The following is a 22058-nucleotide window of genomic DNA, read 5'->3' as shown; positions in this document are numbered from 1 at the left end:
CGCTCAGTGTCCATGCCTGTGGTCGCGCGTCTGCGTCTGTGCCTTCTCCACGGCGTCGGCGATCGGCAGGAACGCGGTGGGGCCGTGGCCGGGCACGATGGTGCCGGCGTCGAGCACCGCCAGGTTCTCGAGCGCCCCGAGGGTGTCGCCGTGGCCGTGGTCGAACACCTCCGGAAGCAGTTGCGGCCCTCGGATTTTCGACAGCGGATGCGCGGTGATCAGCGCGTCGCCGGTGACGAGGACACCGTGCTGGGGCAGGTGGAAGGCGCTGTGCCCGGACGTGTGCCCGTGTGTCGGCACCGGGACCGGTGCCCCCGGCACGTCGAGTGGGACCCCGTCGGTGAACGCGACCGCGTCGTCGACGGACACCGACTTCGTCGCGCCCACTCGGGCGATGCGCAGCAGCCAGGGCAGCACCCCGCGACGGTGCAGCATCGGCAGGAAATCCTTGGGCGTGGCCTGCTCGAGGTAGTCGCGGCGGGCGTGCGCGACCTCGACCGGATCGGTCAGCACCGGGATGCCGAAGCGGCGGTGGAAGTCGACGAGCGCGCCCATGTGGTCGACGTGCGCATGGGTGAGCAACATCGCGCGCACGTCCTCGGGGCGCCGGCCGAGCGAACGGATGGCGTTCTCGACGGCCGCGACGTCGCCGGGGTAGCCGCCGTCGATCAGCGTCAGGTCGCCGCCGTCGCGCAGGATCACCACGTTCACGTCGGTTCCGGACGCGCGGAACACGTTGGGCGCCACTTCCTCGACGGTCGTCATGGAAGCCATTGTGCGGTACCGCTGCGCGGGATTCACCACATCGGGTCTTGACAACGCACAACCAATTGGTTGTACATTTAGGGCGTGTACGGAGACGATGAGGACCGGGCGGACGCCCTGTTCCATGCGCTCGCCGACCGGACCCGGCGCGACATCATGCGGCGGGTTCTGGCCGGGGAGCGCTCGGTCTCCACGCTCGCGGCGAAGTACGACATGAGCTTCGCCGCGGTGCAGAAGCACGTTGCCGTGCTGGAGAAGGCAGGTCTGCTCACCAAACGTCGCAGTGGGCGCGAGCAGTTGGCCAGCGGGGACGTGGCAGCGGTGCGGTCGGTGGCGTCCATGCTCACCGAACTCGAACAGGTCTGGCGTGGCCGCATCGCACGCATCGACGAACTCATCGCAACCGACCCGAGCCGATCGGGATCGAACCAGGAGGACTGAACCATGCCTGTGACCGACGTTCAGCACGACCTCGACAATCTGACCCTGACCATCACCGCCGACTTCGCCGCTCCGGTGGAACGCATCTGGCAGATCTACGCCGACCCGCGCCAACTCGAGAAGATCTGGGGCCCGCCGATGGTCCCGGCGACCTTCGTCGACCACGCACTGACGCCGGGCGGCCGCATGAACTACTTCATGACCGGGCCGGAGGGCGAGAAGTACTGCGGGTACTGGCAGATCACCGAGGTCGACGAGCCGAGGAGCTTCTCCTTCGTCGACGGCTTCGCCGACGAGGATTTCACGCCGAATCCCGCGATGCCGGTGTCGACGAGCGTCTACACGTTCACCGAACACGACGGCGGCACCCGGGCGGTCTACGTCAGCACCTACGAGTCGGCAGAGGCGCTGCAGCAGGTGCTCGACATGGGCGTGGTCGAGGGAGCGTCGTCGGCGATCAACCAGATCGACGATCTGATCGCCGCCTGATCGGCTCTTGGATGGGCGATCCCGACGGCGGGCAGGTTCCTCCGGGTCCGCCGTCGGGAGAGGATCGGGTCATGTTCTTCACGCTGCCTGCGGGTCCCGACTTCGTGGTCGAGACCGAGGTCAAACACTCACGGTTCATCGCCGCGCTGCGACGTGTCGACGGACCGGTCGCCGCGCAGACCTTCCTCGACGAGCAGCGACGCCGGTATCCCGATGCGCGACATCACTGTTGGGCGTACATCACCGGCGACGAGCCATCGGAGCGGGCCGAACGGTCGGGTGACGACGGCGAACCCGGTGGCACCGCGGGTATCCCGATGCTGCAGGTGCTGCGCGCCCGTGACCTGGTCGGTGTCGCGGTGGTCGTGACGCGGTACTTCGGCGGCATCAAACTCGGCGCCGGCGGGCTGGTGCGCGCGTACTCGGGTGCGGTCGCGGCGGTGGTCGATGAGGCAGGAATGGTCCGTCGCGAACGCCTCGAACTGCTGACGCTCGAGGTCGGCCACGACAGCGCCGGCCGGGTGGAGGCCGACCTGCGCGGTCGCGGGGTGCCCGTCGTCGGCACCTCCTACGACGCGGTCGTCACGCTGACCCTCGCCACGCGGGATCCGGTTGAGCTGGGGGCGCTCGTCGCCGAGGTCACCGCGGGTGCGGGGGAGTTGGTCGCAGCGGGGGTGCGGTGGGTTGATGTGTGATCAGCGGTGTGCGGCGTCGACCGCGGTGGCCATGTCGGTACTCCTGGTGTGGGCGCCTGGTCAGGGGAGGTCCGTGCGGCCGTCCAGGTTGGCGACCATGCGCCGCAGCACGTTGACGGTCGCGACGTAGTCCTCCGTCGGCACGCCCTCTCGTATCGTCTGGTGCGCGGTGGCATTGCGCTCGTGCGCGCGCAGTCGCCCGGCCTCGCCCTCGTCCGTCAGGGTCAGGGTGCCTGCGGTCTCGTCGACGCGCAGCCATCCGCGGCCGACCAGATCGTCGACGACTGCACCGAGATCGGTTCCCGCCTCGGCGAATTCGTCGAGCCGCCGGGCGAGCGTCGTGTAGGTCCAGACTCCGGGTGAGCCGCTCACGTGGTTGAGGATCCACCAGTGCGGCTGGGTCAACTGCTCGACCGCGAGCTGCGCGCGAATGGCTCCGATGATCGTGCGGCCGGCCAGGTCGGTCCAGTACCCCATGGGCTGGGCGGCGATCACGTGATCGGGGTAGTCGATCATGGTCATGTCGTTGTCCTTTCGTGGTGGGGCGGGTGCGGGTCAGTAGATGTCTGGACCAACCGGAAGCGGCCGGTTCGTGTTCCCGGTTCCCGTGATGCGGGCGGGCTCAGGCGGTACGGGCAGCGCTTGCGCGTTCGGCGACCCACACCGCGAAGGTCGTGAGCGCCAACGCGCTGCCGAGGGCGCTCACGCCCGCCCGCCCACCGCGTATCCGGGCGGCGGCTGTCAGTGCCGAACCCGCTGCGCCGCCGAGGAAGAAGGCCGTCATGAATGCGGAGTTCAGCCGGTTGCGGATCTCGGGGGCCAAGGCATAGTTGACGTTCTGTTCAGGACGGACTGCTGTGCGGCGGCGAGCCGGCCGGTCACCGGGGTTGCGATCGTCCCTGCGATCCCGACCGGGACGATGAGAACGATCGCTCCCGCCTACCACTGGTAGTGGTCCCCGACCAGCAGGAAGGTGACGGACGTCCGGGACACCGTTGAACGAGGCGAGCGAGAGCGCCACCGCAACACCGCCACCGCGGTCAGCAGCGCAGGAAAGCGCTCATGCCCAAGATCGTTTCGCGGCGGGCAGGGCTCCACCTGTCATTCGACCAACAGACACGCTCGCCGAAACGCCGAAGGTGTCTATGGTTCCATCGACGCAGAAAGCCCCGGCCAGAACTGCTCTGACCAGGGCTTTCGACTGAGCCGATGACGGGAATCGAACCCGCGTACCTAGCTTGGGAAGCTAGTGTTCTGCCATTGAACTACATCGGCGTGCGCCCGGCGTACCGAGCGCGGACCCGACTGTAGCAGACCGTCGGTGCGCGTCGGTGCACCTGCTCAAGCCGCCGCGCCTGCTCGCGGCGGGTCTAAACGGCCGATCCCGCGCACTTCGCATGCCGCGCATGCACTTCGCATGCCGCTGGGGTCGTGTGAGGTGCACTGGCGGCATGCGAGGTCGGGGGAGGGGCGTGGCGCTGTGTGAGGCCGCGGGGGACAAGCCGGCGGCACGCGAGCGCGCACCCACCCGACCGCCCCCGGGCCGGCACCAGGGCGATAGCCTCACCACGTGCTGCTCTCCGATCGCGACATCCGCTCATCGCTGGCCTCCGGGCGCCTGGGCATCGAGCCGTTCGACGACGCGATGGTGCAGCCGTCCAGCGTCGACGTGCGGCTCGACGGGCTGTTCCGCGTCTTCAACAACACCCGCTACACGCACATCGACCCGGCGCAGCAGCAGGACGAGCTGACCACCCTGGTCGAGCCGGACCCGGGTGAGCCGTTCGTGCTGCACCCCGGCGAGTTCGTGCTCGGCTCGACGCTGGAGATCTGCACGCTGCCCGACGACCTGGCGGGCCGTCTCGAGGGCAAGTCGAGCCTGGGCCGGTTGGGCCTGCTCACGCACTCGACGGCAGGTTTCATCGACCCGGGCTTCTCGGGGCACATCACCCTCGAGCTGTCGAATGTCGCGAACCTGCCGATCACGCTGTGGCCGGGCATGAAGATCGGCCAGCTGTGCCTGCTGCGGCTGACCAGTGCCGCCGAGCACCCGTACGGAAGCGCCGAGGTCGGCTCCAAGTACCAGGGCCAGCGCGGACCCACCCCGTCGAAGGCGTACCTGAACTTCAAGCGCGCCGACATCCGATAACACCGACGTCCGCTAACAGCCGGTCTGCAGCACGGCCTTGACGTACCCGACCGTCTGATACAGATACATATACGTCCAGTAGAAGGCATTGTGCCGGGTCGGGTTCTCGACCATCATCAGCTCGCCCGGAAAGCAGCGCTCGATGATGTACCGCGCCCGCGAGATGTGCGGCGCGAAAGTTACCACGATCACCCGGTTCCAGCCGTGCGCGCGGGCCTGCGCCTCGAGATACCGCGCCTCGCCCCGCGTGGTGCGCGGCGACGGGTCGAAGCACGTCACCTCGAACGAATACTGCGCATTGCACAGCCTGTTCATCAGCTTCGAGTGCGGACCGTACGGATTCGACAGCAGCACCCGCGGCGCATAGCCCTGCCGCGCGAGGTCCAGGCCGAACTCCTCGCGGCCGTCGTGTGCGCCGCCGAGCACCAGGATCGCGTCGGCCGGCCGGGGCCGGTCGTGCTGCGGGGCCACGTACACCGGCCAGCCGGCCGCAGTCACCGCCGCGACCAGCAGCACGACCACGACCAGCACGCGCACGACCCGGGCCACCGCACGATCATAGGTATCGACCGGGTTGCGGTTGCTTGCACAAACGCTGCCGTGTCGGCGCAACGACGTTAAACTTCAGCCCACGCTGAGGGGCACGTCCCGCACGGCGGATGTGCCCGACCCTGTTGATCATTCATGTCTGTGGGGCGGTCGGATGAGCGCGACGTTAGGTGTCTCGATCAGTGGCGACACGGTGCGGATGGCACTGTCGGGTGCGCGGCACCCGGTGGTGACCGGAACCGCCGCGTCCATCCTGCAAACCGGGCCGAACGGTGCGCCGGTGCGGCTCGACATCGACGACGAGATCGAAGAGGTCCCGGGCGGCACCATCGAGGAGGCGGCGGCGGCGACCATCCGGAACGTGCTCGACCGCGAGCTCGCCGACGGGACCGCCATCGGGGTGGTGATGGTCGCCTATCACGACGAGGCGCAGGCCCGGCAGCTCGACTTCGCGCTGCACGCGCAGGGCATCATCGGCTATCACCTCATCCCCAGCACGGTCGCGGCACTGCGCGCGCTCACGGCCTCCCACCAGGTCGGCGACGCGCGGTCGCTGGTGATCTGCCACGTGGACCCGTGGTGGTTCCGCGCCGACGCGGTCTCGGTGGTCGACGGCGCGCCCCTGTCGACCACCCACACGGTGGCGACGGACGTCCTCGCCGTCGACGACACGGACGCGCTGACCGGCATCGGCTATGTCGTCGGAGAGGCGATCGCCGAGGCCGGGCACGACCCGGACCTGGTGGTGCTGATGGGCGAGGGCACCGGCGAGCCCCTCGCCGCGGAGGACATCGAGCGGGAGGTGGCGCTGCCGGTCGTGATCCCGTCCGAACCCGAGATGCTCACCGCGCGCGGCGCCGCACTGCTGGCGCCGCCGACCGTGCTGCACGGGGTCGCCGAGGACCCGATCGCCTCCGCCGAGTTCAGCCCGACCTACAGCGGTCGCAAGCTGCCGCCGTGGGCGAGCCCGGCCGCCGCGGTCGCCGGGATACTGGCGCTGTGCATCGTCGGCGGCGCGCTGGTCGTCGCGCTGGGCTCGTCGGGCGTGTTCAAGTCGAGCAAGTCGGAGGCCGCGGGGGCGACGACCACCGCGTCGGCACCCGCCCCGGCCGGGTCGGAGGCGCCGCCCCCGCCGCCGGTCGCGCCCGCGCCTCCGCCGCCGCCCGCCCCTGGCCCCGCAGTCGCCCCGCAGGCGCCGGTCGACACGTATCAGGCCCCGGTGCAACAGCAGCCCGTCCAGCAGCAGCCCGTCGCGCCGCCGGTCCAGCAGGCCCCGGTTCCCGCCCCAGCCCCGGCCCCGGTGCCCGACACCCCGGACCAGCAGGAGCCTGCCCCCGCGCCCGAACCGGCGCCCGAACAGGCCCCGGCGCCCGAGCAGGCGCCCGCCCCGGCGTTGCCCCCGGCCATCGTCATCCCGGGCCTCCCGCCGATCCAGCTGCCGCGGGTGCCCGGGCTGTAGCAGCACCACCCTCACCGGTCACCGCCGCAGCCCCCCGAATCAAGATCGGCTGCTGCGGTAGCATCCCGCGTGATCAGTTCGCGCAAGGGTGAAAGGTGACCGTCGTCCTCGGCGCCGTCGTGTCCGGCGCACGTGATCGTGACGAAGAGGGAGCTGCATGAGCGCGATCCTGGGGGCGTCGGCGGACATCGGCGCGGTGCGGATGACGCTGGGCTGGGACACCCCCGACGCGCGCGAATGGTTGCCCAGCGCGCTGGAAACCCAATACATCGTGCCCGGCGTCAACACGCCCGCCGGCATGGAGGCGGCCGCCGTCGGCGCGCTGCAGTCGGTGCTCGCCGCGACCCCCGAGGTCGGCACCGTCGTGCTGGCCTGCCAGAGCGAGCTGCAGCGCCGCGGGCTCGAGGACGCGCTGGCCGCGCGGGAGATGGTCGGCGTCCGCATCGTCGGTGTGGTCGAGGCGGTCACCGAGTATCTGCGGGTGACCGGGTGGCTCGAGTCCGTCGACAGCTTCGCGCTGCTGCACGCCGGCTACTCGTCGTCGTCGGTCAGCGCGGTCGACGCGCACACCGGCGCGGTCCTCGCCGCCGCACAGCTCCAGGGCGGGCAGCTGCGGCGGATGAACCGGGACGGCGGGCAGACGGTCGGCGCGGTGATCGCGGACGTTCTCGCCCGCGCCGAGTGGCGCCCGCAGGCGCTGGTGGTGCTCGGTGAGGGGGCGAGCTGGTCGGGGCTGCGCGAGGGGCTCGAGTCGGTCCTGCCGCTGCCCGTGATGACCCCGCCCGCACCCGAACTGGTGCTCGCCCGTGGTGCCGCGCTGCTCGGGATCCCCGAGTCCCCGCCGGTCGAGCAGGACCCGTGGTTCGAGGAGGTTCACGCCCCGGTCCTGGCGCCGGAGCGCCGCAAGGGCCGCCGGCAGTCGTCGGGATTCGGTGTCGTCGCGCTCATGGCCGCCGGCTTCCTGGCCGCGGGCACCGTGTCGGCGATCCTGATGTTCAGCGGCATCATCGGCCAGCGGGAGGTCGGGCACACGTCGCCGATCTCGGCGGAACCGCCGCAGACCCTGGCCACCATCGCCCCGACCGTGAAGCCGGCGCCGACGACCACGAAGAAGCCGCGGCCCACGCCGACCACCACCACGACTGCGCCGCCGACGACGACCACCCCGGACCAGCCCACCTCGACGACACCGCCCCCGCCGCCCCCGCGGCCGGGCCTGCAACTGCCGGCGCTGCCGCGCATCGAACTGCCGCCGCTGCCGACGTTGCCGCCGCTCCAGCTGCCGAAACTGCCGCGCTGACCGCCGGACCGGCACCCCAACCCGCCCTGTGGGTTGTCTGTGAGGTCATGGGGAACGGCCGGTCTGGGCGTAACCCCACCCGTTTTCGGGACGACACTTGCCGGGGAGGGATTCGACGGATCGGAAGGCTGCGTCACAGGTGAGTTCCGGAATCAGGCATCGCGTCAGGGTCAGGGCGTTCGGGGTGGTCACGGCATGGCTGGCGGTCGCGCTGTGCGTGCTGACCGGTTGCACGGTCGGCGGCAGCCCGTCCGGGGGAGGCGAAGCCGGCGCCGCGCCGCCGCAGTCGGCGATCGCGGTGAGCCCGGCCGGTGGGAACGTGGTCAGCCCGACGACACCGATCGTGGTGACCGCGACGTCGGCGACGCTCGGCACCGTCACGGTCACCAACCCGGCCGACGGCAAAACGGTCACCGGGGCGCTGTCACCGGACAAGCGCACCTGGACCTCGAACGAGCCGCTCGGCTACGGCGCCGACTACGCTGTCGTCGCCGACGCGGTGGACGGTTCGGGCAAAACCATCGACACCAACGCCACCGTGCGCACGGTGGCGCCCGACGTGACCACGTATCCGTCGTTCATCCCCGACCCGACCGCCACCGATTCGTGGGGCGTGGGCCAGATCATCGGCGTCTCGTTCGACCACGACGTGACCGACCGCGCGGCCGCGGTCAAGGCGCTGTCTGTGCAGTCGGTGCCGCCGCAGCCGGGCGCCTGGTACTGGATCGACGCGAAGACCGTGCACTACCGGCCGCAGAACTACTGGCAGCCGGGCACGACGATCACCCTCAGCGCGAACATCTACGGCGTGGACCTCGGCGGCGGGGTGTACGGCCGGACCGACCGCACCGCCACGTACAAGATCCACGACTCCTGGATCGCGAAGGCCGACGGCAACACCGATCAGCTGACCATCTTCCACAACGGGGTGCAGGTCAACCAGATGCCGATGAGCCTCGGCTCGCCGGGGCACCCGTCGCACGAGGGACCGCACGTCATCTCCGACAAGCAGAACAGCGTCGTGATGGACTCGTGCAGCTACGGCGTCTGTGCCGGAGCGCCTGGCTACTACAAGGAGACGGTGTACCTCGACGAGCAGATCTCCGCGGACGGCGAATATGTGCACTCGGCGCCGTGGTCGGTCGGCGAACAGGGTGAGAGCAACGTCTCGCACGGCTGCGTGAACCTGTCGCCGGAGAACGCGCAGTGGTTCTTCGACCACTTCAACCTGGGCGACGTCGTCGAGGTCACGAACTCGGGCGGGCCGAAGCTGCCGGTGTGGGACACCTACGGCGACTGGGAGGTGCCGTGGAACGTGTGGCAGCAGGGCGGCCTGGACAACTAGTCGGGCCGCCCCGCTGGGGTCACCGATTCCTGGCCGGCTACTGCTTGTAGCCGGCCAGGAAGTTGCCGAACCGCTCGATGGCCACCGCGAGGTCCCGCGCCCACGGCAGCGTGACGATCCGCAGGTGGTCGTGGTGCGGCCAGTTGAACCCGGTGCCCTGCGTCATCAGGATCTTCTCCTGCAGCAGCAGGTCGAGCACCAGCTTCTCGTCGTCGCGGATCTCGTAGACCTCGGGGTCGAGCCGCGGGAACGCGTACAGCGCGCCGCGCGGCTTGACGCAGGACACACCCGGGATCGCGTTGAGCCGCTCCCATGCCATGTCGCGCTGCTCGAGCAGCCGCCCGCCGGGCAGGATCAGGTCCTCGATGCTCTGGTAGCCGCCGAGCGCCACCTGGATGGCGTGCTGCGCGGGCACGTTGGGGCACAGTCGGGTCGACGCGAGCAGGTTGATGCCCTCGAGCAGCCCGGACGCGTGTTCCTTGGGCCCGGTCACGGCCATCCAGCCGGCGCGGTATCCGGCGACCCGGTAGGTCTTGGACAGGCCGTTGAACGTGAAGCACAGCAGGTCCGGGGCCAGGGTGGCCAGCGAGATGTGCTTGGCGTCGTCGTAGAGGATCCGGTCGTAGATCTCGTCGGCGAGCAGCAGCAGCTGATGTTTGCGGGCCAGGTCGACGATCTGACTGAGCACGTGCTCGGAGTAGACGGCGCCGGTCGGGTTGTTCGGGTTGATCACCAGCAGCGCCTTGGTTCGCGGGGTGATCTTCGACTCGATGTCCTCGATCGACGGGTTCCAGCCGTCGCTCTCGTCGCACATGTAGTGGACGGGGGTGCCCCCGGCGAGACTGGTCATCGCCGTCCACAGCGGGTAGTCGGGGGCGGGGATGAGCACCTCGTCGCCGTCGTCGAGCAGCGCCTGCATGGTCATGGTGATCAGCTCGGAGACGCCGTTGCCGAGGTAGACGTCCTCGACGTCGAGCTCGGGGAACCCGGGCACCAGCTCGTAGCGGGTGACGATGGCCCGGCGCGCGGACAGGATGCCCTTCGACTCCGAATAGCCCTGCGCATACGGCAACGCCGCGATCATGTCGCGCATGATCACGTCCGGCGCCTCGAAGCCGAACGGGGCCGGGTTGCCGATGTTGAGCTTGAGGATGCGGTGGCCCTCGGACTCCAGGCGTGCGGCGTGAGCGTGTACCGGTCCGCGGATCTCGTAGAGGACGTTCTGCAGCTTCTTGGACTGCTGCAGGACGCGAGGGCTCTGGTGGTGATACTGCGCGGGGAAGGGTCCCGTCGGCACCGATTCGAGTTTGCTCACGGCGTCCATGGTGCCATCCGTGTCCAGCGGTTATCCGCGGATCGTCGACCCCCTGACGGAGTTGGACAACAGTTCAGCAGCAAACGTGATCTAGGTCCCAAACGTTAAACTTGTCTCTGTCGGGGAACCCTAGGGGTGCTATCTGTAGTAGCGGGCAGCGCCGCAGCTGGAGATGGCACGATGCACGAGCGGTGATGCGGGCTGCCGATTCGCCGATATAGAGGGCAAGTCGGGGCCCGATCGAAGCCAGGGGTTGGAGCACCGTCATGTCGTCAGATGCGCCTGCGCGCCCGCAGGCTCTCGCGCCGGTCCGCTGGCGCGACCCGAAGCGCCACTGGTGGTGGTTTGCCCTGGTCGTGCCCTTGAGCCCGTTCATCGCCTGGGGGCTGGTCAAGACACTTCACCTCGGGCTGTTCTGGGCGGCGGGGGTTTTGGTGATCGCGGTGCTGGTGCCGCTGATCGACCTGGTGACCCGGGCGGACAAGTCCAACCCGCCCGAAGAACTGACGAAGGCGCTGGAGAACGACCGCTTCTACCGGTACTGCGTCTACGCCTACCTGCCGTTGCAGTACCTCGGGCTGGTGTTCGCCTGCTATCTGTGGGTGCACGCGCCGATGGGCATCCCCGAGCGCATCGCGCTGGCCTCGACCGTCGGCGTGGTCGGCGGCGTCGCGATCAACACCGCGCACGAGCTGGGGCACAAGCGCACCAAGCTGGAGCGCCGGCTGTCCAAGATCGCGTTGGCGCAGAGTTTCTACGGCCACTTCTATGTCGAGCACAACCACGGTCACCACATCCGCGTCGCGACGCCCGTCGATCCGGCCAGCGCGCGCTTCGGCGAGGCCTACTGGTTCTTCCTGCCGCGCAGCGTGGTCGGGTCGCTGCGGCATGCCTGGCACATCGAATCGGGGCGACTGCGCCGCCGCGGCCAGCGGGTCTTCGGCCCGCACAACAACATCCTCAATGCCTGGGCGCTCAGTGTCGTGCTGTTCGCCACGCTCATCGCGGTCTTCGGCTGGTCGATTGCGCCATACCTGGCCTTTCAGGCCGTGCTCGGGTTCGTGTTGCTCGAGGCCGTCAACTACCTCGAGCACTACGGACTGCTGCGCTCACGCCGCGCCGACGGCTCCTTCATGAAGACGTCGTTCCGGGACAGCTGGAACAGTGACCACCTGTGCAGCAACCTGTTCCTGTACCAGTTGCAGCGGCACAGCGACCACCACGCGAACCCGCTGCGCCGCTACCAGACGCTGCGTACATCCGAGGTCTCGCCGCAACTGCCGGCCGGATACGCGGTGATGATCTGGTGCGCCTTCGTCCCGCCGCTGTGGCGTCGGGTGATGGACCGCCGGCTGCTGGCCTACTACGACGACGACCTCACGAAGATCAACATGAAGCCGCGGCTGGCGCGGAAGCTGGGCCTGACCCCGCCCGGACTCATCGGCCCTGCCACGTCGGCGGCCGTTTCTCGACGAACGCCGTCATCCCCTCCTGCGCGTCGCAGGTGACCGCGTTGGTCGCCATCGTCTCGGCCATCTCCCGGTAGGCGAGGCCCTGCGGCAGATCGACCTGCCGATAGAAGGCCTGCTTGCCGATACGCAGTGTCAGCGGGCTGGCCTCCACGATCCTCGCGGCCAGCGCGCGGGTGCGGTCCTCGAGTTCGTCCGGCGGGACGACCAGGTTGACCAGGCCCCAATCGGCGGCGGTCGCCGCGTCGATCGTCTCGCCGGTCAGCAGCATCTGCAGCGCGCGTTTGCGCCCGACCGCGCGGCTGACCGCGACCATCGGCGTCGAGCAGAACAGCCCGATCCGCACGCCGGGGGTGCCGAACACGGCGGTCGACGCCGCCACCGCCAGGTCGCAGGCGGCGACCAGCTGGCAGCCCGCCGCGACGGCCGCGCCCTGCACCGAGGCGATCACCGGCTGCGGGATCTGCTGCACCGCCTCCATCATCTCCACGCACGCGTCGAAGATCTCGCGCTCGTCCTCGAGTGTGCGGCCGATCATCTCCCGCAGGTCGTGCCCGGCGGAGAACACCGGTCCCGCGGCGCCGATCACGACCACCCGGACGCGCTCGTCCGCGCCGAGTGCCCGCAGTGCCGCGGTGACCTCGCGCATGGTGGCCGAGGACAGCGGGTTGCGCTGCTCGGGCCGGTCCAGTCGGATCCGGCCGAGCCCGGTGTTGTCGTCGACCGTGCTGCTCACCGCGGGCGCGGTCATCGTGCACCCGCCCGCTCGGCGCGCAGCACGAACCGCTGTACCTTGCCGCTCGGTGTCTTCGGCAGCGCATCGACGAAGTGCAGGGAACGGGGGAACGCGTGCGCGGCGAACTTGTCCTTGACCCAGCGCTGCAACTCCGCGACGAGCTCGTCGTCGCCGGCGACGCCGTCGCGGAGCACGACGAACGCCTCGAGCACCTCGCCGCGGATCTGGTCCGGTACGCCGATCACCGCGGATTCGACGACGTCCGGATGGGTGGCCAGCACCGATTCGACGTCGAACGGGCCGATCCGGTAGCCGGCCATGATGATCACGTCGTCGTCGCGGGACGAGAAGTAATAGTGCCCGTCCGCGTCGATGGACCCGGCGTCGCCGGTGAGGTACCAGCGCCGATCCGGAGAGAACCGTTCGGCGGTCTTCTCGGGGGCGTCGTGGTAGCCGCGGAACCACATCAGCGGGCTGGCCGCCGCGTCGATCGCGACCCGGCCCATGGTGCCCGCGGGCGCGGGCTCGAAGCCGTCGTCGGCGAGCACCGCCGCGGACCAGCCGGGCAGCGGGTGGCCCATCGATCCGCGGCGCAGCGGTCGGCGGACATCGCCGTGCCATGCGTTGACGACGACCATGCCGTGCTCGGTCTGGCCGTAGTGGTCGCGCACCTCGGTGCCGAGCACCTCCCGCGCCCAGTCGATCACCTCGGGGGTCAGGGGTTCACCCGCCGACGACGCGCGGCGCAGCCGCAGCCCGGCCGGCGCGGACTCGGGTTTGGCGCGCATGGCCCGGTAGACGGTGGGGGCGGCGGCGAAGTTGGTGACGCCGAACGTCTGCAGCACCGCGAAGCTGACCTCGGGGGAGAATCCGGCGTGCAGGATCAGGCTGCGGCGTCCGGCCGCGAGCGGGCCGAGGATCGCGTAGTACAGCCCGTACGCCCAGCCCGGGTCGGCCGCGTTCCAGAACACGTCGTCGGCGGTGACGTCCAGGCCCAGTTCGACGTATGCGCGGAACGACGCCAGCGCCCGCACCGGCACCGGCACCCCCTTCGGGGTCCCGGTGGTGCCGGAGGTGAAGATCATCACCAGCGGGGCGTCGCCGCCGACCACAGCCGCAGGGTGGCCGGTCTGCTGCGCGTCGAGCAGGGCGGTCAGCGCGAGATCTGCTGCGACCGAGGGTGAGCCACCCGCGACCACTACGGTCGCGTCGGTGGCCTCGAGCTTGGCGCGCTGGTTCGCATCGGTGACGACGACCTTCGCCGCGCTCGCCGTCAGCCGCAATTCGATGGCGGGCCAGGCGAAAGCGGTGAACAACGGCACGTGCACTGCGCCGAGCCGCCAGATCGACAGCAGGGTGACCACCAGGTCCGCGGACTTGCCCATCAGCGTCGCGACCGCGTCGCCGGCGCCGACGCCGAGCCCGGCCAACGCGGCCGCGCCCTGTTCGGAGCGACGCCGCAGCTCGCCGTAGGTCAGGTCCACCGACGTCAGGTCGGGGTCGATCACCGTGAACGCGACCGCGGCCGGATCGTGCCGGTCGCAGAGCAGTTCGGCCGCGCAGGCCTGCGGGGAGCCGTACAGGGCCAGCAGTTCGTCGACGTACCCGGTGGTCTCGGACATGCGCTCTCCTCATCGCTGATGTGTGCTGTGTCACGCCGACGTTAGGCTGTCGCGCATACCCCGACCACCCCCGAACGGGGGTGGCGGCCTCAGCCTGGGCCTGCGACCGTCGGCAGGGCGCTCCGCCGCCGCAGGTGGGGTAGCGCGGCGTCGATCACGAGGAAGGCGGCGAGGGTGATGCCGAAGATCGGCATCAGCCAGGCGAGCGCGACCACGATCGGCAGCCCGACCGCCAGGGTGCGGGTGGGCAGGCGCCGCCAGGCCCCACGCGGCGGCGCGGCAGGGAGCCGCCGCCCCTTCGTCGGGCGGCGCAGCCACCACATGCGGTAGCCGCCGCCGAGCAGCACCAGCGTGCCGACCGCCAGTGCGGCCAAGGCGATCTGGTTGACCAGACCGAACAGCAGGCCCTCGTGCAGCCGGATCCCGATGGTGGACAGCTTGGCGAGTGGCGGATAGTCGTCGAAGGTCAGCTTGCCGGTGACCGCGCCTGTCCGCGCGTCGACGGTGATGCCGGTCCGCTCGACCGGCCAGTGGTCGCGGGTCTCACCGACGACGAAGGGCTGTCCGGGGGCGCTCGGGTAGTCGATCGTGGTGGGGCGCAGGCCCTGTGCCTCGGCGATGTGTCGAACGCGGTCGACGGACAACGACGGTCCGCCTGGGGCAGAGGCAGTCTGTGCCGGGGTGAGTGTCGGGGTGTGGCCGTGCAGGGCGTCGAGCACCGTCTCGAAGCGTGCGCCCGCGTAGTGCGACCAGGTCAGTCCGGTGACGGTCAGACCGGCGAGGCCGACGCACAGGGCCAGCCCCAGGGCGACGTGTACGGCGCGGGTGCGCGGCCGGCCCGGCCGCACACGCATCGACGGCAGCGGGGTGCGGCGTCCCGGCTTGGCGAACCACAGTGCGAGCCCGCCGAGCAGCAGCACCGGAAGCCAACTTGCCGCCGCCTCCGAATACCACCGCCCGACCGTTCCGCCGTGCAGGGTGCCGTGCAGATCCCAGAGCCATTGCTGCAGTGGCGGACGGCCGTTGGTCATCGTCAGCGCACCGCGGACCTCGCCGGTGAACGGGTCGACGAAGACCGTCCGGACAGCGCCCGTCGGCAGGCCGGGAACCGACAGGTCCACCCCGGTGGTGCGTCCCGTCTCGGCGGGCGGTGCCACCGACACGAGTGTGCCCTCGGGGTGTGCCGCCCGGGCCGCCCGGACCTGCGCGCTCAGCGGTAACGCGGGTCCGGACGCCGGGTGCCCGACCGAGAACTCGTGCCGGTACACGACCTTGTCCAGCTGCGGGGTGGCCGCGTATGCCAGGCCGGTCAGACAGAGCACCGCGAGCAGCGGCGCGACGAAGATGCCGGCGTAGAAGTGCATGCGCCGGATCAGCGGCAGCGCACTGCGCGCGGGCCGCGGAAGTCGTGGGGGAGAAGGGCGTGTCGCCACGGTCATCGTTCGGCCCCCTGCTGCTCGCGGTGCCGTCCTACTTGCCGTCGCTCGACATCGCCGCCGAGCCGCTCATCGCGTCGCCGATCCCGCTGAAGAGCTTGCCGAAGTCGCCGAGTGCGCTGAGGAGCTTGGCGATCTGATCGATGTTCATTGTCGTCCTTGGTGTTTCGCCGGAATATTGGTGGATCACTCCAGTGGTCGGACGGCGAGCCAGAACGGTTCCCGTGGGTGTCGAAATGTGATGCGGATGACCGAAGATGTTGGGCCGTGGACTGTTTCGGTGCGGCTCACGCGGCATGACGGCCGGTCGGCGGCAGCGGCCAGACGCTGCGGCGCGCTTCGCGGTCGCCCGAAGGGTCGACAGCGCCTGCGGTGACAGACGATTCGCGGCCGACCGGTAGTCGGTGACCAGGCGCCGGAAGCTGCGGCCGTCCATGGCGGCGGTGCGTGACGGCGAGCAGGCCGAGGCCCGCGACCAGCAGCAGATGTGACGCGGCGCGGGCCACCGTCATCTCGCCGGCCGCGAGGTCGTGCGCGACGAACACGCTGAGCACCGCGACGAACACACTCAGCACCGGGAGCATCCCGCCCGCGCTGCGGGGCCGTACCGCCACCCACATCAGGCCCGCGCCGACGGCAAGCGCCCACGAGGTGCTCTCGTTGAACAGGTGCCCGCTCATGCCCGGCCCCGAGTCCATCCCGCGCCCGCCCGCCATCCCGTGCGCGAGCATGCCGAAGCGGAGCCCGAAGACCTGCGCGAGGCCGAGCAGCAGTTGTGCGCCCGCGACCACGGCGAGCGCGTGACGCGACCACTGTGTGCGCAGCGACGTCCGCCGTCGTTGCCGGAGTGTCGGGACCGCCGGGGCGTGGGCCAGGACCGCGGGGACGAGGTCCGGTTGCTGGGCGGCGGCGCGCATCCGCAGCGCCCGGTTGAGGGCGACGGCCTCCTCCTGCCACCGGTGGCAGGACGCGCACCGCTCCAGGTGCGCGTCGACCGCCTCAGCCGGCGCCGGCCCGGGCTCGCCGTCGAGCCGAGCGGACACCGCTTCACGACACACAGAACACTCCACGTGACAGTGGTCGTTCGCGGGGCAGGAAAAGTTCCCGGCGATCCGCCGAACCCGCGTCCTCGGCGCCGAGGACGGCGTGCGGTGCTCACTACGACGACGCGTCGTAGTGCATTACGCTTCTCGGCCGTGGAGGGTCGAGAGATCGCAGACGCGCAGGTCACCGCGCTGGCACTGGCTGCCGGCCGCGGCGACCGAGGCGCGCTCGAGGACTTCATCCGGCTCACCCAACGCGATGTGTGGCGCTTCCTCGCGCACCTTGCGGGACCCGCACACGCAGACGACCTCGCGCAGGAGACCTACATACGGGCGATCTCGAGCCTGCCCGGGTTCGCCGGTCGGTCCAGTGCACGCACCTGGCTGCTGGCGATCGCCCGGCGGGCCAGCGTCGACCTGATCCGACGGGAGATGTCCCGCCCGCGGATCTCCACCGACGCCGACTGGCTCGAGGCGGCCGACCGCACCGGTTCGCGCACCCTCGGCGACGAGGGGCTCGTCGAGGTTAACCTGCTCCTCGACGCCCTGGCCCCGGAGCGCCGCGAGGCCCTGGTGCTGACTCAGGTGCTCGGCTACTCCTACGCCGAGGCCGCCGAGGTGCTCCAGTGCCGGGTCGGCACGATCCGCTCGCGCGTCGCGCGGGCACGGGAGGACCTCGTCGCCGCCAGGGACGCCGGCCGCGACGTGAGCTGACCACGCGGATACGCATCGGTCGGGTGCGTGCTCGTGGGATGATCGGGGCGCACCGAGTCGAGGGAGCACCTCATGCTGCACACCTCATTGCTGTCGAAGGCCGCGGCCACACTGGCGACCGGGATGGTGGGAGCCGCGGCGTACGACGCCGTCAGGAAACTCGCCGCCACCGCGCCGGCACACGCTGCCGCGGTGACCGTCACCGAGTGGGGCCTGCGTGGGATGCGCAAGGCCGAGGTGGGCGCGGAATCTGCGCGCCTGAAGGCCGCGGACATCGTCGCCGAAGCGCGGGACCGACTGGGTGAACAAGTCCAGCCCCCGGCGACCTCCGCCGACGGACATGACCACGAGCACTGACCGCTCGGTCGCCGAACCCCCTGGTGTGCACCTCGTTTCGGACGCCGCGGGCCGGATGCGGCTGACCGTTCCGGCGTTGGCGCGTTCGGCGAGCCGCGCAGTGGCGGTCGAGGACGCGATCGACATCGTTCCCGGAGTCAAGGCGGTGCACGCCTACCCGCGGACCGCCTCGGTGGTCATCTGGTATTCGCCCGGCCGGACCGACCGTCGCCACCTGCTGCGGGCCGTCCGTGACGGGGCCGCGGCACCGCACGACGCGCTGCCCGCCCGCAATCCGCGGTCCTCGGACGAGAACGTGCTCGAACTGCTGCGCATCGTCGTGGGCGGCGCCGCACTGCTGCTGCTCGGCGGACGCCGCTACCTGCTGGGCCGCCCGCCGATGCTCGGCCCGACCGGTCGCACGCTCGCCACCGGCGTGACCGTCTTCGCCGGCTATCCGTTCCTGCGCGGGGCGCTGCGCACGCTGACGGGCAGCCGCGCGGCCGGCACCGACGCGCTGGTGTCGGCGGCGACGCTGGCGAGCCTGGTGCTGCGGGAGAACGTGGTCGCGTTGACGGTGCTGTGGCTGCTCAACATCGGCGAGTACCTGCAGGATCTCACGCTGCGCCGCACCCGGCGGGCCATCGCCGACCTGCTCGGCGGTGCGCAGGACGCCGCGTGGGTCCGGGTCGCGGTCGACGGCGAACCCACCGAGGTGTCGGTGGGCATCGACTCGCTGCGGATCGGCGACGAGGTGATCGTGCACGAGCACGTGGTGGCGCCCGTCGACGGCGTGATCGTGGACGGTTCCGGCGTGGTCGACGAGTCCGCGATCACCGGCGAGAACCTGCCGGTGAGCATGGCGTCCGGGGACCGCGTGCACGCCGGCAGCGTGGTGCTGCGCGGCCGGGTCGTGGTACGGGCCACCGCTGTCGGCAAGGAAACATCGTTGGGCCGCATCATCTCCCGGGTCGAGCAGGCCCAATCCGATCGGGCGCCGATCCAGACCATCGGTGAGACGTTCTCGCGCCGGTTCGTGCCGGCCTCCTTCCTGCTGGCGGGGGTCACGCTCGCGGCGACCCGGGACGTGCGGCGGGCGATGACGATGCTGCTGGTCGCCTGCCCGTGCGCGGTCGGACTGTCCACGCCGACCGCGATCAGCGCGGCGATCGGCAACGGCGCCCGACGCGGCATCCTGATCAAGGGCGGCTCGCATCTGGAAGCGGCCGGCCGGATCGACGCGGTCGTGTTCGACAAGACCGGCACGCTCACGGTGGGCCGGCCGGTGGTGACGAACGTGCTCGCCTTCGCCGAGGGCTGGTCGCCGGAGCAGGTGCTCGCCTACACCGCGAGCTCCGAGATCCATTCCCGGCATCCGTTGGCGGAGGCCGTGATCCGGTCCACCGAGGAACGGCACATCGTCATCCCGCCGCACGAGGAGTGCGAGGTGCTGGTGGGCCTGGGCATGCGCACCCGCGCAGACGGCCGGACCTTGCTGCTGGGCAGCCCCGGGCTGCTGGCCGCCGAGGGTGTGGCGGTCGGCGAGGAGGCCCGCGCGTGGGTGCTCCGACTGCAGCGGTCGGCGGAGACGCCGGTGCTGCTGGCGGTGGACGGCGAGCTGATCGGGTTGGTGAGCCTGCGCGACGAGGTGCGGCCGGGTGCCGCGCGGATCCTGCGCGATCTGCGCGTGGCCGGCGTGCGCCGGATCCTGATGCTCACCGGGGACAACGCGGAGACCGCCGCCGCGGTCGCCGCCGAACTGGGCGTCGACGAATGGCGTGCCGAGGTGCTGCCCGACGACAAGCTGGCGGTGGTCCGCGAGTTGCAGGCGCAGGGCCGCATCGTTGCGGTGGTCGGCGACGGGACCAACGACGCGCCGGCGCTGGCTGCGTCGGACGTCGGGGTGGCGATGGGCATGGCCGGCACCGACGTGGCCGTCGAGACCGCGGACGTGGCGCTCGCCGGTGACGACCTGACCCGGCTGCTGGACCTGCGCGAACTCGGCGGCCGGACGATCGGGCTGATCCGACAGAACTACGCGATGTCGATTGCCGTGAACTCGCTCGGGCTGCTGGTGGGCGCGGGCGGTGCGCTGTCGCCGGTGCTCGCCGCCATCCTGCACAATGCATCCTCGGTTGCGGTGGTGGGCAACAGTTCCCGACTGATCCGCTACCGCCTGGACTGACGGCGGTCCGGTCCCCAGGCGCACGCCCTCCGGAAGCCGGTCGCGGCCAGTACGCTGACGCTCCGTGCATCGACATCCCAGTGAACAGCCGCCGGTCCCGAATCGGGCACTGCGTCGACGGCAAGGCGGATGGCGACGCGCCGTCGCGAGCGTGGGTGGCCTGCATCCGCGGCATCTGTCGCCGTTCGCGCGCTGGGTGATCGGCATCCTGGCGGCGGTCTTCCTGGCCACGGTTGCCGCGATGATCGCCCTGTGGCCCAGCGGCGCCGCGCCGTCGGTGTCCGGCAACCTGGCGATCGTCACCGGCCGCGGCGTGCAGTTCGACAGCGGCACGGTCAGATCGGTCGGGACCGGACCGTGCGGGAGTCCGTCCGCGCACCGGGCGTTCGTGGGTGTTCCCGAGAGCCCGCCGGTGTCCCAGGGGCAGTGCCGGCAGGCCGTCGTCGACATCACCTCCGGCCCGGACGCGGGATCGCAGACGCTGCTGCCGATGACCGGCGGCCCCGGGGAACCGGATCTCGAGGCGGGGGACCACCTCCGGCTCTCCCGGACGCAGGGCGGCGGCGATCCGGGCGCCTACGGCGGCGGGGGCACGCTGTACGACTTCGAGGACTTCGCCCGCGGCCTGCCGCTCGGGATGTGGGCGCTGGCGGCGGCGGTCGTGGTGTGCGCGGTGGCGGCCTGGCGCGGGTTCCGCGCGCTGATCGGGGTGGGTGTCGCGCTCGCGGTTATCGTCGGCTTCACGCTGCCGAGCCTGCTCGACGGCAACTCCCCGGTGCTGCTGGCGCTGGTGACCGGGTCGATGATCTTGTTCGTCGTCGTCTACCTGGCGCACGGGGTGAACCTGCGCGCGTCGGCCGCGCTGCTGGGCACGCTGGCGTCGCTGGCGCTCGCCGCGGGACTGTCGTGGCTGGCGATCGACACGGCGACGTTGACCGGGCTCGCGGAGGAGAGCAACACGACCATCCAGGCCTACCTGGGGTCGGTGTCGGTCACCGGACTGCTGCTCGCCGGGTTCATCATCGGTTCGCTCGGCGTGCTCAACGACGTGACGATCAGCCAGGCCGCGACCGTGTTCGAACTCGCGGGGGCCGACCGGAGCATGGGGGTCCGGTCGCTGTTCGCCTCGGCCATGCGCGTCGGGCGCGATCACATCGCGTCGATGATCTACACGCTCGTGCTCGCCTATGTGGGGTCGACGCTGCCGCTGCTGCTCATCTTCGCGGTGTCCCAGCGTTCGCTCGCCGACATCATCACCAGCGACGTCGTCGCCGTCGAGGTGGTCCGGTCGCTGGTCGGGGCGATGGCGGTGGTGCTGTCGGTGCCGCTGACCACTGTGGTGGCGGCCATGCTGACCCGCGGCACCGACGCCCGCACGCTCGCCGCGGGGCCGGGACACCACCACTGAGACAGGCGCGTCCGGGCGGGTGGCCCGCCCGGACGCGACCGGTCAGCCGGAGTAGGGCAGCGCCATCTCGCGCGCGGTCTTGACCGCGGTGGCGACCCGGCGTTGCTGCTGCGGGGTCAGTCCGGTGACGCGGCGGCTGCGGATCTTTCCCCGGTCGGAGACGAAGGTACGCAGCAGCGTGACGTCCTTGTAGTCGATGCTTTCCGCACGCGCGGCGTGCAGGGGGTTGGGTTTGGCCCGCCGCGGCGCTGCCGGGCTGTGGTTTCGACGCCAGTTCATGTTCGGGTTCTCCTGTCACCAGCTGGATTTGGTCACGCCGGGCAGTTCACCGCGGTGCGCCAGCTCCCGCACCCGCACCCGCGAGAGCCCGAACTTGCGCAGGTGCCCGCGCGGCCGGCCGTCGACCGCGTCGCGATTGCGCACCCGCACCGGGCTGGCGTCGCGCGGCAGCCGTTGCAGGGCCGACCGGGCGCGGTCCTTGTCCTGCTCGGACGCCGCCGGTGAACGGAGGATCTCCTTGAGCGCGGCGCGCTTGTCCCGGTAGCGCTCGACGGTCTGCCGGCGCTGCTCGTTCCTGGCGATCTTCGATTTCTTGGCCACCG

The 22058-nt window shown here is 70.8% G+C and carries 23 protein-coding genes and 1 tRNA gene; 12 read left to right on the top strand and 12 right to left on the bottom strand.

Going from position 1 to position 22058, the window contains the following annotated elements:
* Positions 1-3 precede the first annotated feature (3 nt).
* On the bottom strand, positions 4-765 hold the full coding sequence (locus tag G4X40_RS08795) for an MBL fold metallo-hydrolase (protein WP_277831790.1): 762 nt from the start codon (positions 763-765) through the stop codon (positions 4-6).
* 84 nt (positions 766-849) lie between these two features.
* Between G4X40_RS08795 and G4X40_RS08790 the strand changes: the two genes are divergently transcribed.
* The 3 genes from G4X40_RS08790 (at position 850) to G4X40_RS08780 (ending at position 2390) form a co-directional block, all read left to right on the top strand.
* Positions 850-1206, top strand: a complete 357-nt coding sequence (locus G4X40_RS08790; protein WP_277831789.1) for an ArsR/SmtB family transcription factor — start codon at positions 850-852, stop codon at positions 1204-1206.
* Positions 1207-1209: 3 nt separating this feature from the next.
* A complete protein-coding gene (locus G4X40_RS08785) occupies positions 1210-1695 on the top strand; it encodes an SRPBCC family protein (protein ID WP_277831784.1) in 486 nt (161 codons plus the stop codon).
* A gap of 71 nt (positions 1696-1766) precedes the next feature.
* Entirely contained in the window at positions 1767-2390 is a 624-nt protein-coding gene (locus G4X40_RS08780; RefSeq protein ID WP_277831782.1) for an IMPACT family protein, read from the top strand.
* Positions 2391-2450: 60 nt separating this feature from the next.
* Here the strand turns inward: G4X40_RS08780 and G4X40_RS08775 are convergent, their stop codons facing one another.
* The 3 genes from G4X40_RS08775 to G4X40_RS08765 all read right to left on the bottom strand — a co-directional run bounded on the left by G4X40_RS08775 (position 2451) and on the right by G4X40_RS08765 (position 3665).
* Entirely contained in the window at positions 2451-2912 is a 462-nt protein-coding gene (locus G4X40_RS08775) for a MarR family winged helix-turn-helix transcriptional regulator (RefSeq protein WP_277831780.1), read from the bottom strand.
* A 100-nt stretch (positions 2913-3012) separates the two neighbouring features.
* Complete coding sequence (locus G4X40_RS08770; protein ID WP_277831777.1) at positions 3013-3174, bottom strand: hypothetical protein; 162 nt, start codon at positions 3172-3174, stop codon at positions 3013-3015.
* A 420-nt stretch (positions 3175-3594) separates the two neighbouring features.
* Positions 3595-3665: transfer RNA gene (locus tag G4X40_RS08765), tRNA-Gly, on the bottom strand.
* A gap of 295 nt (positions 3666-3960) precedes the next feature.
* Here G4X40_RS08765 and dcd point away from each other — a divergent pair.
* Positions 3961-4539 carry a dCTP deaminase gene (gene dcd, locus G4X40_RS08760; protein ID WP_277831776.1) on the top strand — a complete coding sequence of 193 codons (579 nt, stop codon included), beginning with the start codon at positions 3961-3963 and terminating at the stop codon, positions 4537-4539.
* Between the two features lie 12 nt (positions 4540-4551).
* Here dcd and G4X40_RS08755 read toward each other — a convergent pair whose 3' ends face one another.
* Positions 4552-5088, bottom strand: a complete 537-nt coding sequence (locus tag G4X40_RS08755) for a YdcF family protein (RefSeq protein WP_277831775.1) — start codon at positions 5086-5088, stop codon at positions 4552-4554.
* A gap of 154 nt (positions 5089-5242) precedes the next feature.
* Between G4X40_RS08755 and G4X40_RS08750 the strand changes: the two genes are divergently transcribed.
* From G4X40_RS08750 to G4X40_RS08740, 3 genes are all read left to right on the top strand, one after another.
* On the top strand, positions 5243-6547 hold the full coding sequence (locus tag G4X40_RS08750; protein WP_277831773.1) for a hypothetical protein: 1305 nt from the start codon (positions 5243-5245) through the stop codon (positions 6545-6547).
* 157 nt (positions 6548-6704) lie between these two features.
* Positions 6705-7847 carry a hypothetical protein gene (locus tag G4X40_RS08745; RefSeq protein WP_277831771.1) on the top strand — a complete coding sequence of 381 codons (1143 nt, stop codon included), beginning with the start codon at positions 6705-6707 and terminating at the stop codon, positions 7845-7847.
* Positions 7848-8031: 184 nt separating this feature from the next.
* Positions 8032-9192 carry a L,D-transpeptidase gene (locus tag G4X40_RS08740; protein ID WP_277831769.1) on the top strand — a complete coding sequence of 387 codons (1161 nt, stop codon included), beginning with the start codon at positions 8032-8034 and terminating at the stop codon, positions 9190-9192.
* Between the two features lie 37 nt (positions 9193-9229).
* Here the strand turns inward: G4X40_RS08740 and G4X40_RS08735 are convergent, their stop codons facing one another.
* Positions 9230-10516: a pyridoxal phosphate-dependent aminotransferase gene (locus G4X40_RS08735; RefSeq protein WP_277831767.1), complete on the bottom strand. Its 1287-nt coding sequence runs from the start codon at positions 10514-10516 to the stop codon at positions 9230-9232.
* 257 nt (positions 10517-10773) lie between these two features.
* Between G4X40_RS08735 and G4X40_RS08730 the strand changes: the two genes are divergently transcribed.
* A complete protein-coding gene (locus G4X40_RS08730) occupies positions 10774-12015 on the top strand; it encodes an alkane 1-monooxygenase (RefSeq protein ID WP_277831765.1) in 1242 nt (413 codons plus the stop codon).
* On the opposite strand, the gene G4X40_RS08725 is transcribed toward G4X40_RS08730, so the two are convergent.
* From G4X40_RS08725 to G4X40_RS08710, 4 genes are all read right to left on the bottom strand, one after another.
* Positions 11945-12727: an enoyl-CoA hydratase gene (locus G4X40_RS08725; RefSeq protein ID WP_277831763.1), complete on the bottom strand. Its 783-nt coding sequence runs from the start codon at positions 12725-12727 to the stop codon at positions 11945-11947. The two genes, G4X40_RS08730 and G4X40_RS08725, sit on opposite strands and share 71 nt — an antisense overlap.
* On the bottom strand, positions 12724-14334 hold the full coding sequence (locus tag G4X40_RS08720) for an AMP-binding protein (RefSeq protein WP_277831760.1): 1611 nt from the start codon (positions 14332-14334) through the stop codon (positions 12724-12726). Before G4X40_RS08720 ends, G4X40_RS08725 begins: the two co-directional genes overlap by 4 nt.
* An 89-nt stretch (positions 14335-14423) precedes the next feature.
* Positions 14424-15773: a PepSY-associated TM helix domain-containing protein gene (locus G4X40_RS08715; protein WP_277831758.1), complete on the bottom strand. Its 1350-nt coding sequence runs from the start codon at positions 15771-15773 to the stop codon at positions 14424-14426.
* Between the two features lie 284 nt (positions 15774-16057).
* Positions 16058-16828 (bottom strand): zf-HC2 domain-containing protein, encoded by a 771-nt coding sequence (locus G4X40_RS08710; protein WP_277831757.1) that lies wholly within the window; start codon positions 16826-16828, stop codon positions 16058-16060.
* 138 nt (positions 16829-16966) lie between these two features.
* Between G4X40_RS08710 and G4X40_RS08705 the strand changes: the two genes are divergently transcribed.
* The 4 genes from G4X40_RS08705 (at position 16967) to G4X40_RS08690 (ending at position 21456) form a co-directional block, all read left to right on the top strand.
* Positions 16967-17527 (top strand): sigma-70 family RNA polymerase sigma factor, encoded by a 561-nt coding sequence (locus G4X40_RS08705; protein ID WP_277831755.1) that lies wholly within the window; start codon positions 16967-16969, stop codon positions 17525-17527.
* 72 nt (positions 17528-17599) lie between these two features.
* Positions 17600-17884, top strand: a complete 285-nt coding sequence (locus tag G4X40_RS08700) for a DUF1490 family protein (RefSeq protein ID WP_277831753.1) — start codon at positions 17600-17602, stop codon at positions 17882-17884.
* A complete protein-coding gene (locus tag G4X40_RS08695; protein ID WP_277831752.1) occupies positions 17868-20048 on the top strand; it encodes a heavy metal translocating P-type ATPase in 2181 nt (726 codons plus the stop codon). The genes G4X40_RS08700 and G4X40_RS08695 overlap by 17 nt, the downstream gene beginning before the upstream one ends.
* A gap of 151 nt (positions 20049-20199) precedes the next feature.
* Entirely contained in the window at positions 20200-21456 is a 1257-nt protein-coding gene (locus G4X40_RS08690) for a YibE/F family protein (protein WP_277831751.1), read from the top strand.
* 42 nt (positions 21457-21498) lie between these two features.
* Here G4X40_RS08690 and rpsR read toward each other — a convergent pair whose 3' ends face one another.
* Positions 21499-21735, bottom strand: coding sequence for a 30S ribosomal protein S18 (rpsR, locus tag G4X40_RS08685; RefSeq protein WP_277831749.1), 237 nt, complete (start codon positions 21733-21735; stop codon positions 21499-21501).
* 15 nt (positions 21736-21750) lie between these two features.
* Entirely contained in the window at positions 21751-22056 is a 306-nt protein-coding gene (gene rpsN / locus G4X40_RS08680) for a 30S ribosomal protein S14 (RefSeq protein WP_277831747.1), read from the bottom strand.
* Positions 22057-22058 lie beyond the last annotated feature (2 nt).

Origin of the sequence: Speluncibacter jeojiensis (genome assembly GCF_029589495.1) — a bacterium.
GTDB classification, from domain to species: domain Bacteria; phylum Actinomycetota; class Actinomycetes; order Mycobacteriales; family Mycobacteriaceae; genus Speluncibacter; species Speluncibacter jeojiensis.
The sequence above is the reverse complement of the archived record's forward strand: the minus strand, read 5'-3'. Positions and strand labels throughout refer to the sequence as shown.

Excerpts from the sequence above, each read along its gene's own strand:
- G4X40_RS08795 (WP_277831790.1), bottom strand. The coding sequence starts at position 765 with ATGACGACCGTCGAGGAAGTGGCGCCCAACGTGTTCCGCGCGTCCGGA.
- G4X40_RS08785 (WP_277831784.1), top strand. The coding sequence starts at position 1,210 with ATGCCTGTGACCGACGTTCAGCACGACCTCGACAATCTGACCCTGACC.
- G4X40_RS08780 (WP_277831782.1), top strand. The coding sequence starts at position 1,767 with ATGTTCTTCACGCTGCCTGCGGGTCCCGACTTCGTGGTCGAGACCGAG.
- G4X40_RS08775 (WP_277831780.1), bottom strand. The coding sequence starts at position 2,912 with ATGACCATGATCGACTACCCCGATCACGTGATCGCCGCCCAGCCCATG.
- G4X40_RS08770 (WP_277831777.1), bottom strand. The coding sequence starts at position 3,174 with ATGACGGCCTTCTTCCTCGGCGGCGCAGCGGGTTCGGCACTGACAGCC.
- G4X40_RS08750 (WP_277831773.1), top strand. The coding sequence starts at position 5,243 with ATGAGCGCGACGTTAGGTGTCTCGATCAGTGGCGACACGGTGCGGATG.
- G4X40_RS08745 (WP_277831771.1), top strand. The coding sequence starts at position 6,705 with ATGAGCGCGATCCTGGGGGCGTCGGCGGACATCGGCGCGGTGCGGATG.
- G4X40_RS08735 (WP_277831767.1), bottom strand. The coding sequence starts at position 10,516 with ATGGACGCCGTGAGCAAACTCGAATCGGTGCCGACGGGACCCTTCCCC.
- G4X40_RS08730 (WP_277831765.1), top strand. The coding sequence starts at position 10,774 with ATGTCGTCAGATGCGCCTGCGCGCCCGCAGGCTCTCGCGCCGGTCCGC.
- G4X40_RS08725 (WP_277831763.1), bottom strand. The coding sequence starts at position 12,727 with ATGACCGCGCCCGCGGTGAGCAGCACGGTCGACGACAACACCGGGCTC.
- G4X40_RS08720 (WP_277831760.1), bottom strand. The coding sequence starts at position 14,334 with ATGTCCGAGACCACCGGGTACGTCGACGAACTGCTGGCCCTGTACGGC.
- G4X40_RS08715 (WP_277831758.1), bottom strand. The coding sequence starts at position 15,773 with ATGACCGTGGCGACACGCCCTTCTCCCCCACGACTTCCGCGGCCCGCG.
- G4X40_RS08700 (WP_277831753.1), top strand. The coding sequence starts at position 17,600 with ATGCTGCACACCTCATTGCTGTCGAAGGCCGCGGCCACACTGGCGACC.
- G4X40_RS08695 (WP_277831752.1), top strand. The coding sequence starts at position 17,868 with ATGACCACGAGCACTGACCGCTCGGTCGCCGAACCCCCTGGTGTGCAC.
- rpsR (WP_277831749.1), bottom strand. The coding sequence starts at position 21,735 with ATGAACTGGCGTCGAAACCACAGCCCGGCAGCGCCGCGGCGGGCCAAA.